The sequence below is a fragment of the Arthrobacter sp. CAU 1506 genome (genome assembly GCF_005047635.1).
Lineage (GTDB): Bacteria > Actinomycetota > Actinomycetes > Actinomycetales > Micrococcaceae > Crystallibacter.
The window spans coordinates 1-12,216 of the sequence record NZ_SUKC01000025.1 but is presented as its reverse complement, the minus strand read 5'-3'; the positions used below and the strand labels follow the sequence as shown (position 1 = coordinate 12,216).

The 12,216-nt window shown below is 62.5% G+C and carries 8 protein-coding genes; all 8 read left to right on the top strand.

Annotation, left to right across the window (positions count from 1 at the left end):
• Positions 1-327: 327 nt before the first annotated feature.
• A complete protein-coding gene (locus E4J89_RS18660; protein WP_136787716.1) occupies positions 328-1,308 on the top strand; it encodes a VOC family protein in 981 nt (326 codons plus the stop codon).
• A 6-nt stretch (positions 1,309-1,314) separates the two neighbouring features.
• Positions 1,315-2,376 (top strand): asparaginase, encoded by a 1,062-nt coding sequence (locus E4J89_RS18655; RefSeq protein WP_136787715.1) that lies wholly within the window; start codon positions 1,315-1,317, stop codon positions 2,374-2,376.
• Positions 2,377-2,389: 13 nt separating this feature from the next.
• Positions 2,390-3,007 carry a flavin reductase family protein gene (locus E4J89_RS18650; RefSeq protein WP_136787714.1) on the top strand — a complete coding sequence of 206 codons (618 nt, stop codon included), beginning with the start codon at positions 2,390-2,392 and terminating at the stop codon, positions 3,005-3,007.
• Between the two features lie 136 nt (positions 3,008-3,143).
• Positions 3,144-4,424: an acyl-CoA dehydrogenase family protein gene (locus tag E4J89_RS18645; RefSeq protein WP_136787713.1), complete on the top strand. Its 1,281-nt coding sequence runs from the start codon at positions 3,144-3,146 to the stop codon at positions 4,422-4,424.
• A gap of 365 nt (positions 4,425-4,789) precedes the next feature.
• On the top strand, positions 4,790-5,539 hold the full coding sequence (locus E4J89_RS18640; protein WP_136787712.1) for a helix-turn-helix domain-containing protein: 750 nt from the start codon (positions 4,790-4,792) through the stop codon (positions 5,537-5,539).
• Between the two features lie 426 nt (positions 5,540-5,965).
• Complete coding sequence (locus tag E4J89_RS18635) at positions 5,966-7,744, top strand: hydantoinase B/oxoprolinase family protein (protein WP_136787711.1); 1,779 nt, start codon at positions 5,966-5,968, stop codon at positions 7,742-7,744.
• Between the two features lie 2 nt (positions 7,745-7,746).
• Entirely contained in the window at positions 7,747-9,864 is a 2,118-nt protein-coding gene (locus tag E4J89_RS18630; RefSeq protein ID WP_136787710.1) for a hydantoinase/oxoprolinase family protein, read from the top strand.
• Between the two features lie 89 nt (positions 9,865-9,953).
• Positions 9,954-11,039: an MBL fold metallo-hydrolase gene (locus E4J89_RS18625; RefSeq protein ID WP_136787709.1), complete on the top strand. Its 1,086-nt coding sequence runs from the start codon at positions 9,954-9,956 to the stop codon at positions 11,037-11,039.
• Positions 11,040-12,216 lie beyond the last annotated feature (1,177 nt).

The following is a 12,216-nucleotide window of genomic DNA, read 5'->3' as shown; positions in this document are numbered from 1 at the left end:
GCGCGATCCTCGCTCCAAGCGATCCCGGTGCTGGTCAGGCACAAGGGCCTGTCGACACCTATGAGTTAGCGCGCGAGGACGGTTTGATGACCACTGGACAGCTGCGGCCAGAAGCGAAGGCGTCCAGCCATGCGGGACGGAGCGGACTTGCGCCTACCTCCGGGTGCATAGTGTCCGAGGTGATCCGGTCGACGTGGTATTCGCAGAACCGAACCCCGCGCTGAGTCGCAGGCAGACAGCCTGTCACCGGGCCCGGTAGAACCGGGCGGTTATACAACGTCACTACATAGCCACGCCGCGTGTGGCATCTGAAGCAAGGAGCATCTCGTGACTTTCATTAATGGCGGGCACCACATCACTCTCTGTGTGAACGGTGCACAGGAGGACGTGGATTTCCATATGGGGGCCTTGGGCCTGCGCCTCATCAAGCGCACGGTCCTTTTCGACGGCGTCGTCCCCGTGTACCACCTGTATTATTCGAACGCCAACGGTGATCCCAGCTCGATCATTACGACGTTTCCGTTCAAGCAGGCGGGCGTTATCGGACGGCGCGGCACCAACCAGGCGCGGGAGGTCCAGTTGGCGGTGCCGGTCGGCTCGCTGGACTACTGGCACCGGCGACTGGAGTCTTACGGCATCACGGCGCTCGATGTCGAAATCCTTGACTCCCGCAGGCTCCTGTTCGACCACCCGTCGGGCGTTGAGTACGTGATGGTCGAGGTCGCCGACGACCCCCGGGTCGGCTGGACCGAGGGTGGGGTCCCGCTGGAGTACGCCATTCACGGCGTCTACGGGGTCGGCATCCACGCCTACGCCCCGGAGAGCATGGTGGAGTTTACGGAGGACTCCTTCCTCAAGCAAGACAAGCTGATCGAGGACGGCGACCGCGTCGCATTCAAGGTGGGCAGCAACGACGGCCCCGGAAGCTCGATCGAGATTATCGGCAACCGCAAGGCGGACCAGGGGACCTGGACCTACGCCGCCGGTACGATCCACCACTATGCGTGGAACCTGGGCAACCTCGATAATCAAAGCAAGATCAAATTCGACATCGAGGGTGCCGGCTACACCGACATCTCGGAGCTGAAGGACCGTAAGTACTTCAAGTCCTTCTACGTGCGGACCCCCAGCGGGGCGCTCTTCGAACTCGCCGTCACACACCCCGAGGGGGGCTGGACGTGTGACGAGTCCCCGGAGGAGCTGGGCAAGGCGTTCCAGCTGCCGTCACAGTTCGAGATCCGGCGCCAGGAACTGCTCGGGCGCCTGGAAACCATCACCACCCGCCACCTTGAGATCGCCAAGGCCTAGGCCCGCATGATGACCATCCCGGTCTCCACGGGCAGTATCCCGTCACGCCGCACAGTTGTTATTGTCGGCACCGGCGGGACGATCGCCTCACGCGAACGGGTTCCGGGCATGGCGGAGGTGGCCAGTGGAGCAGCCGACCTTTTGGCCGAGCTGTCCCCCGTTCCCGGCCTCGACGTGCGGGCCACTGACTTCGCCGCGCATTACCCGCTCGGCTGGGACCTGCAGTGGGGTCTGCTGTGCGAGCTTGCCGCTTTCCTTCAGGAGGAGCTGAAAAAACCTGAAGTGGCGGGCGTCGTCGTCACCCATGGCACCGACGTGCTCGAAGAGGTTGCCTGTTTCCTTTCACTCGTCGTGGCCTCGGAGAAGCCCATTGTTATGACGGGCGCGATGCGGAACCAGTCGCTGCCGGGCTTTGACGGTATGCGCAACCTCCATGACGCGGTCATCGTGGCCGGCGACGAGGAGGCTCGAGGGCGGGGGGTCATGGTTTGCATGAACGGAACACTCCTTCCGGCAGCGGATGCCACGAAGATGCACACGTCGGCAGTGGACGCGTTCGGTTCCCCGAACGGCAAGAGCCTCGGACACGTCGGCGCGGAGGGCCCGCGCTTCAACACTCCACCCTGCCCGACGTCCCACCTGGCCGTGGATGCACGCCGTGCCCCGAACGTCCCGCTCCTATGGACGTACTCCTGCGCCAACGGGGCCACCTTGGCAAAGCTGGCCCAGGACTGTGACGGGGTGGTCATCGCGGGTACAGGGTTGGGGCACGTGCCGTCGGCATGGATGGCGGACATCGAGGCCCTCATCACCAACGGAGTGCCCGTGCTCATGGCATCGCGATGTGGATCCGGTGCTACCGGTCTCGGCTATGCCGGTGCCGGAGGAGATTTCCATCTCGCGGACACAGGGGCTCTGTTCGCCGGCGATAAAAGACCGCTCCAAGCGCGGATGGAGCTCATGTGCGCGCTCTCTGCCGGCATGACCCTGGACGCATTGCGGGCCTTGTTCCCGACACCGCGTCGCCTAGTGCAGGCTGCGCGGGACCTCGCAGGTCAACCAGGATAAAGGAGGAGTAGGAATGCGTCACAACTTTCCCATGACCGGTCAAGGTGCGGTGGACCCCAGGACTGCCTACCACCTGTTAACCGCGCTTGTCGTTCCCCGGCCAATCGCGTGGATCTCAAGCACATCAGCCGATGGGGTGGACAACCTCGCTCCGCACTCGTTCTTCACCGTTTCCAGTCGGACCCCGCCGGTCGTTCAGTTCACCTCAGTTGGCGATAACGACACGCTGAAGAACGTCCGCGAGACCGGCGAGTTCGTCGTCAACGCCTCCCCGGTGGACCTCGCCACGCAGATCAACCAGTCAAGCTCCAACTTCCCCCGACAGGTCAGTGAGTTCGACGCCGTGGGAGTCACTCGTGAGCCCTCGGTACGGGTGCGGCCGCCCCGAGTAAAAGAGGCCCCTTCAGCGATCGAATGCAGGCTCAACCGGATCATCGACGTGGGCGACTCATGGATCGTACTAGGCGACGTTATCCATGTCTCGGTCAAGGACGAGGTGATCGAGAGTGAGGGCGACCGCCATCATCCCGCTTTCAAGCGGCTCGCCCCCCTCTCGCGCCTCGGACGGAGTGAATGGGGAGAACCGGGGCCGGTATGGAGCATCGAACGACCGACACTAAAGGTGCACTGAGAGCCGTCATGGCTGCGCCCGGTCGTCCAACCGTCCTACGTCACGCAATTTTCCCCGGCGGACACGCCTGCAGTAATCCGCACACAGCATCTGAACCTTCGGTTCATCATGTTCTTGTAAACAGAGAGGTCGAAAAATGACACAGAGTTCGTTGTACGCGTCAGCACTGGCTGCCCCCGACCAGCCCATTACGGCCCGGGAGTTGGTGGAGCGGGCGGCTGCGCTGCGGCCCGATATCCAGGCGGCACGATCGGATTCCGCTGCGCGGGGGACATACTCGTCGGACCTGCACGAAGCGTTCTCGCAGGCCGGTTTCTACCGCATCCTGCAGCCGCGCAGGTACGGCGGGTACGAGTTTGGCCTCGACGTCAACTTCAAGGTGATGATTGAGATCTCGCGCGCCGATCCGGGTGCCGGCTGGGGACTGGCTCTGAGCCATGCACACAACATCCCCCTGGTGGCTCACTTCTCTGAGGAGGTGGTGCAGGAGGCTTACGGAGACAACGGGGTCTTCATCTCACCTCACTCCAGTGCTCCGCGCGGGGTAGCGGTCCCCGTCGAGGGTGGATACCGGGTAACCGGGAAATGGGGCTACTCGTCCGGAGTGCCGTACTCCACGCACGCAATGGTGACTGCCCTGGTCGAGCGGGGAGGGGTCAAATCTCCCATCGTTGCCCTGATCCCGCGGCGGGACTACACGATCCTCGACGACTGGGGCGGCGGGCTCACCATGGCGCTGAATGCCAGCGGGTCCAACACCGTCGTGGTCGAGGACGTTTTCGTGCCGGCCGATCGGACAGCTCCCTGGGACTGGCAACTGAGTGCTTTCGCAGAGGGCTCGCCTGGAATAGCGTCGACGGGCAACCCCATGTACCTCGGCAACTGTTTGGTGCCGTACGTGGGCAGCATCGCCTGCGCCCAGGTCGGGGCAGCACGGGCGGCGCTCGATGAATTCGAGGAACTCATTACGTCGAAGAAGCGGATCTACCCCCCGCAGGTGCTCCGCGTGCATCACGAGGACGGGCAGCTGGCCTTTGGCGAAGCGCTCTCCATGATCGATGCCGCCGAAGGAATCCTCGTCTCCGCCGGCGCGAACCACATGCAGCTCGGCAAACGGTGGCTGGCCGGTGAGCCGCCCAGCCTCGAGGACTACCAGCGACTTGCGAACACGGTGTACACGGCGATCAGGCTGAGTTACGAGGCCGGGGAGTTGCTGTTCCGCTCATCTGGCTCGTCGGTCACGCGAGTCGGGGAGCCGATCCAGGACTACTTCCTTAGCCTCCAGATGCAGCGCCCGCAAGCGCGGGAGACTTTCGAGAATGCTGCCAGGCTGGTGGCCCGGAGCCATTTCGGTCTCGAGATGGCGTACTCGTTCACTGAAACCGTGCCGGCGCGTACTTCCGACTCGAAATCCTGATCCAGGCATCCCTCTCTCTCAGGCCGGAATCAGGTGACAGGGTGAATGGATGTGGGGCGCATCCGGGGGACCGGGACGTGAAGGCCGGGAGGGCTTCCCGTCCCGGTCCAGGGGCGCCAGAAGGCGACGGCAGGAGCAGTGGGCCTCCCTTTCACATGGGACGCCCGGCGGTCGGTGCACCGGACGGAAATGAACGCAGCGGTGGCGTAAACGGCAATTGCGGCTGGTCCGTCGCTGCCAGCACCTTATTGCCGTTCATGTAACACATGTGAAGCGTTTTGACCTTAGTAGGGCGCTCGGGCACAGTGTGATCGAATCGGACGGAGCACATTGCGCTCGTCCTCAAGTTCTGTCGAGGTGAGTGTGTGACCGCACTGGTGCAATCAGTGGGGAAGGCCGTGGAGATACTCAAGGCCTTCGATAGCCGTCATCGAGTCCTGACCATCCGTCAGCTGAGTGCCCGAACCGGGATACCGCGCAGCACCTGCCACGCCCTGTGCAACACGCTTGCGGAAGAGGGGCTGCTAGAGCTCGGCAGCGGAGATGGTTTCCAGCTCGGCGCCATGCTCGCGAAGCTTGGCGGGCAGGTCATCGAGCGGACCGGACTCGTGGATGCCGCGCTCGGTCCTGCCTCGTCCATCCTGGCGTCCACGCGCTCGGAGGTCCACGTCGCTCAGTATGTATCAACCGGAGTGGTGTACCTCCTGCGGCTGCAGAATGGTCGACGCGTACCGAACCTCAATCGGACAGGTCGGCATTGGCAGCTCCACACGAGTGCCTGCGGCCTAGCCGTCTACGCGGCGTTGCCTCCGGAGGCCCGGGCACATCACGCCTCCGGAGTCGATGAAGAGTCAACGCGTATCCTCACCGAGTCCGCCGACACATACACCAAGCGCGGTTACGTCGTCTTCGAGGGCAGCCAGACCAACTTCATCAGCGTCGGCGCGCCGATACTCGACCGCAACGGCGACGTGACCGGGTCCGTGGGCACCGGCGACATTCGCCAATACATGAATACCCGACGTACGCACGAGGTCGGAATGCTCGTTCGCCGCACAGCAGAGGCCTCCTCAAAAGGCCTCGGTTTTTTCCCTTCCTACCCCCAGCACCGATGAATCGTCTGTCATAGTTCAAGGGGCAGCGTGCAGGCGGCGACCGTTAAAGAATCCGGCCTCGTTTTGGCCAGTCGTCTCCCGGGCGCCGGGATCCTTTCCGGAGACGTCCAACTCCTCAGGGCCGGGTGACGGTCACCTAAGAATGCTTAAAGTGACCTCGATCCGAGCCGTGACTCACGCCGTCGCGCCCAAGGGGGAGCCGGCGCGACAGATTTGAGCGCCATCTGATCCCCGATGAGCCGCAGTCGCCGGGCATCCAGGTGGAACCGGCCGCCTGTCCTGCAATGCAGGACGACTGGGCTCGTATCGGCTTCGGGTGTCCATAGAGTTGCGGCATGTTTGATGGGGCGTAAGCCCAGCTCGGACAAAGGCGGCGTCGGTCGCTCTCCGACACCAAGTCAAGATTCACACAATCTAGGGAACGGTATGACTGCCACAGACCACGCGATAGACCCGATCCTGGCATCGGTCCTTCAGCGTCGCCTCGACGCCATCTCGAAGGAAATGGCGACGCTCCTCATGAGATCGTCACGATCGCCCATCTTCAACGAGATCGGAGACTTGGTCACCGTTCTCTTCGATGCCCGCGGCCGCACGCTCGCGCAGGCCGAATACGCGGCCATCATCGCGTTCGGCGCCCGGCCGCCGCTTGATTACATCATTGAGTACTTTGGGGACGAAATCTGCGACGGCGACGTGATTGTGCACAACGACGTCTTTACGGGCGGAAACCAGAACGCGGACACTGGCATCTACGTCCCGATCTTCCACGAAGGTGAACTCGTCGCATGGGCGGCTGCAAAGGGCCACCTGGCTGATACGGGCGGCATGACCGCCGGCGGCTATAATCCCGCCGCGCGGGAGGTCTGGCAGGAGTCCCTGCGGATCCCCCCGGTGAAGATCTATGACCGGGGTGTGCTCCGGAAGGACGTCTGGGACCTTATCTCCGCGAACATCCGGTTCGGTTTCGTCATGGAAGACGTCAAGGCGATGGTAGGGGCGTGTGAAATCGGCCGCAGGCACCTGAGCGCGCTCCTCGACCGGTACGGACGGCCCACCTTCGACGCACACATGCAGTACGTCATCGACAGCTCCGAAAGGCAAGTCCGGGCTGAGATCGCGAGGTGGCCGGACGGCACCTACCGGGGTGAAAGCGAGATGGTCTCAGATGGCATCGACCCAAGCCGTCGGTACCGGATCGCCTGTGAGATCACGATTGCAGGGGAGGAAATCTCCTTTGATTTTTCCGAGACTGATGACCAGGCACCCGGATTCACGAATATGCCCCCCGCGTCGGCTGCGGGTGCGGTGAGGATCGCGTTCCTTATGCTCGTCGCCGCAGGCGACGTCATCATCCCGACCAACGAGGGATTGTTCGCTCCGATCCGAACAGTATTCCGTGAGGGCTCATTGCTGAATCCTCGGTTCCCGGCGGCGACGATCTTCGGCAACCAGATGAGCGACGAGATCATGGAGTGCATCATGTCCGCGCTGGCGGACGCGCTGCCTGACCGGGTGACGGCAGGATGGGGGAAGTACGTGTCAACAGCCCTCCATGGGCGGGACCCTGTCACGGACGACCCGTACGTCACCCTTACGGTGTTCCAACGCAACGGTCCCGGTGCGATGCAGGGCACCCACGGCTGGGACGCATTCGGGTTCAGCGGGACGGCCGGCCAGATGCGGTCTACAGATCCAGAGATGCTTGAGATCACATCGCCGCACTTTATGGAGTATCACGAACTCCTCCCGGACTCTGCGGGAGCAGGAACATGGCGCGGAGGGTACGGAACACGATCAGCCTGGCGCACGGAAGGAGTGGGTGCACACGGCGTTTCCATGGGCGAAGGCTTGGAAGCCGAAGGAGCGCTTCCGGGACGGGGGATCTTCGGCGGACGTGACGCCAGTCTAAGCCGAATGGTCCTTGAGTTCCCTGACGGCAGCACGAAGGAGTGGGGGTCCAAAGAGATGGTGTCCTTGCCCCCGGGCACCGTGATCCGGTCGTGGTGTGGCGGTGGCGCCGGTTACGGGGACCCTTTGGAGCGCGACGTCGACGACGTCGTCGCCGAGATCCAGTCAGGGCTGCTTTCCGTCGAGAAGGCGCGTGAGGACTATGGCGTGATCGTTGCCCCCGGTACACAGGAACTTGACGAGAGGGCGACTCTTGCATTTCGCAGTGGCGCATACCTGAAAGGAAGTAAGTGACAATGGGTGCACGAATTGGAATTGACGTCGGCGGCACGTTTACCGATTTTCTCCTGATCAATCCCGACGGATCCCGGCTCGTCCACAAGACCAGTTCGATACCGTCGGACCCCGCGCGAGCTGTGACGCAGGGGCTCCGGGAAATAGCAGAGACCCAGGGCCTGGCGATCGAGGAATTCCTTGCCGGCGTCGACACCATTGTCCACGGGACGACGGTGGCAACCAATGCCTTACTCACCCGGCGGGGCAACCGCACAGGACTGCTGACGACCGAAGGGTTCCGTGACGTGCTCGCACTGCGTGACGGGACGCGCGAGGAGGCATACGACAACCGGCTGCTGCCGCCGACTCCTATCGTAGAGCGGCGGGACACTCTTGCGGTGCCCGGACGCGTGACGTCCGCCGGTGAGGAAGTCACCGCACTGTCCGAGGACGCAGTGCGCGCAGCTGGTCAGCTGTTCCACGAGCGTGGCATCACCAGCATCGCCATTTCCTTCATGCACTCGTACGCGAACGAAGAGCACGAGGTGCGGGCGGAGCAGATCCTCGCCCAGGAAATCCCCGGTGCCTACATCACACGGTCCTCTGAACTGTTGGCACAGGCCCGTTACTACGATCGTACGAGCACCTCTGTTCTCAACTCGTACGTGGGTCCGATCATTCGCGACTACATCGGTGTGCTGACCGCCACGCTTGAGGAGGTTTCGTTCAAGGGAATTCTCCTCATCATGCAATCGAACGGGGGCGTCACTACTCCCGAAGGCCTTACCGCGCGTGCCGCTCTCTCGCTGCTCTCGGGTCCGGCATCTGCCCCCACCGCGGGTCTGCTGGAGGTAGCCCCGCATGGCTGGGACCGCTGCCTGACCGTCGACATGGGCGGAACCAGCTTCGACGCTGCGATTGTTGACGGCGGACGTCCGCTGGTCAAAACGGACGGCACAATTGATCGCTGGCGCATTGCGCTGCCCATGGTCGACATCCACACCATCGGTGCCGGCGGTGGCAGCATCGCAAGTGTCGACGAAGGCGGCATGCTCCGCGTGGGTCCGCAGAGCGCCGGTGCAGTCCCCGGCCCAATCTCCTACCGACGCGGTGGAATACAACCGACCACCACCGATGCCGACGTCGTGCTCGGTTACATTGCCCCGACAAGCTTCCTCGGTGGAGAAATGACCCTCGATGTTGATGCTGCGCGCAAGGCGATCGCCCAGCAGATCGGCGAGCCGCTCGGCTTGGACCCGACGGAAGCGGCAGCAGGGATCTACGAAGTGGTCAACGTGTCGATGGCCGCCGGGGTGCGGGAAATCACTGTGCGGCGCGGTCTCGACCCACGCGACTTCCCGATCGTCGTGGCCGGCGGTGCCGGCCCGGTGCACGCCGCAGCCATCGCCCGGGAGCTCGAGATCCCCCTGCTCGTCGTCCCCCGCGAGTCCTCGATCTTCTGCGCAGCCGGCATGCTCGTGTGCGATTTCCGGCACGACTACGTCCAGAGTCAGCAATGGAACCTCAGCAGCATGCAAACGAGCGAGGTAACAGGGATCTGGGCGTCCATGGCCGAACAAGGCCGCACGACCCTCATGGACGAGGGCGTCTCCACGGACAGGATCTCCTTCCTCCCGTCCCTGGACATGCGATACAGGGGGCAGTGGTTCGAAATCAACGTCCCGCTCGACGAAAGTTCCTTGGACAGCCTGGACATCGCGGCGGCGGCCGATAAGTTCCACCAGATCCACAATGAGCAGTTCGGCTACCACACCGAGGACACAGACATCGAGGTGCTGAACGTCCGCCTCACGGCGACCGGTCTTGTCGAGGGCTCGACCCAGCCCTCCGAGCGGGAAGGGGGAACAGCACTCGACGCGCACCTCGGACGACGGGAAATCTGGTCCCCGCTGCACCGCAGGATGGTCGAAGCCGATATCTACTCCGGCTCATCCATGGGCCCAGGCGCAGAGATTCAGGGCCCTGCCATCATCGAGCTCGGAACAACCAGCATCGTCGTGCTCGACGAGTATGACGCCGTGGTCGATGTCTCGGGTTCGTTTGTGCTGTATCTGCGTGAACGTGCGTCGGAGATGCGGGAGCGTATCCAGACAGGGAGCACACCAGTCCATGTCTAAGCGTTATTCAGGTGAACGGCATGCTCACCAACTGGTCGCCTCCGGACCGAGAGTGCCCCCAACGGCGCAAGTCGCAGAGCGAGGTACTCATGTCGGCCAGGTCTGACACGGCAAGGGGTGACGAACGCTCCGCACCGAGCGAAGCGTTCGTCACCCTCCTCGGCACAGCCGGCGGACCAACTCCGCTGCCCGGACGGTCCGGGATCTGCACCGCGCTGACCGTAAAAGGTGCCACGTACATCATCGACATGGGACACGGGAGCTTCACCCAGTTGCACAACGCGGGACTCGACGTGGCCGACGTCCGCGGCGTGTTCGTCACTCATCTGCACTCCGACCACGTATCGGAGCTCTACCAGTTGCCGTTCCTGCGGCACGGAGGCCTCGGCGGGCTCAAACGCCCCCTCCATATCGTGGGACCTGGCAGGGCCGGCGCTCTCCCGCCGGCCCGCGGGGGCAGACAGGTGCCGACGGTCGCCCCGGAGAACCCGACGCCCGGGACGGTCGATCTTATCGAGCACACAACGGCGGCCATGGCCTACGATCTCAACATCCGAATAAGGGACGAAGGCTGGCACGACATCCGGACCAGAATCGTTCCCCGTGACATCGAGATCCCGTCAGTTGGAGCTGCTGCAGACGGGGACCTGTGCCCCGACATGGAGCCGTTCGTCATCTTCGAGGATGAGCATGTCCGTGTGTCTGCGGTGCTTGTCGTCCACCCGCCGGTTTTTCCTGCCTTCGCGTTTCGTCTCGACACCGCATTCGGATCCGTAGTCGTCTCCGGTGATACGGCACCCAGCGAAAACCTCGTCCGGCTCGCTTCCGGTGCTGACATCCTGGTCCACGAAGTGATCGCGCTCGACTGGGTACGCTCCCAAGCGCTGGCGCCCGGAATCGCCGAGCACTTGGAGGAGTCCCATACCTCCGTCGACAGAGTGGGTGCAGTGGCTGAGTCCGCCGGAGTACACACACTGGCACTGAGCCACCTTGTGCCCGCCGATGTCACCGCGGTGAAGGACGAGGAGTGGGCCCGCCGGGCACGCCGCGGCTTCACAGGCAAGGTGCTGGTCGGCCGGGACCTCCTCAAGATCGAAATGCCTGGCGGCGGTCTGCCCTCTGAAACCCCGGGTTTAAAAGGGCGCCAGGAAACCGTGAGCGGTGCCATATCCTGAACATCGCCTGCGGGAGCCAACAGAACATCGATATACAGAAACACTCTTAGTGACCATCCCTTCGACGTGAAGGTCCCAGTCTTAGGAGACTGGGACCTTCACTAATGGATAACTGACACCCTTGGAGCATGGAAGCCTAGACTACTGGCCCGGACCAAACAGCCCGCACTATGCTCAATGACTTTGTACCAAGGAGCCGTCGCCGCATCCACTGCTCATGCGACGCAAGCACTGTTATCCGCGTCTACGGCAAATTACCGAACAAGCTGATCTCCGGTGGCCCCTTGATCGAGCCATTAAAGCAGAGGGCGTTACCAATTGCCTTGCTTCTGCTAGCGTGCTCACCCCGATCGAGTTTGAGACAATAAACGCGCCCCTCAAAGCCGCGGTGAAACCACTAACCGCCTGAGTCAACTGAACTCGGGGCAGTCCCTTAGGAGGCGTCGAACTCCACCCATCGGGATGCTCTCTAGCCGTCTCAGCAAAGGACCGTTTGCCGAGACAGGGCGACCATGTGGTCACCTTGCTCCTTTACCCTCTGATTCCCCGGACCGCTCTCGTCTCATCAATATGCCTCACTGAGATATTCTCAGCGCTTAGAGCAGTACCCTTTGCTGGGACTGATGGGAGCGGCGCGATCGTTCAATCGGCTTAGGATCGACTGCATGAGCAAACTCGCTGAAATCCTGCCAGGAACCTCTCTACCTGGCGCCATATTTGTGGCCCCTGGCCAGGAGTTCGCAGCATATGGAACCCTGCTCCATGACGAAACCTACGGCCCAGTCCTCAAGATTGCGTTTCTCTATGACATTTTCGATGGAGCGCCTTCGGAAAGAGTTGACGCTTGGACTGAAGGTATCGGAGTCCCTGGCAATCTACTCTTCGTCTCGACACAGGGGTCAGCCACTTTTCATGAGTGTGTCGTCATAAAAAAGGTTTCGAACTTCAATGGGATTTCGGAATTCACGCTTCGCCCTGCTGCTGTAGTCTTTGGCCGGGATGCAGCAGAGATGCAAGGGCCCCTTCGCGTCAGGAGGCTTGAGTCTCGTTTACCGGCTCATCGGAATCGAGAGTGTAGATAGCGTTGGCGCGTCGGTTCCCGGATAGAGGTCGAGGTCTTCCGATGATGGAAGTTCTCACACTGCCCATCCGAAAGACCTCGACGTGTCCAACGCTA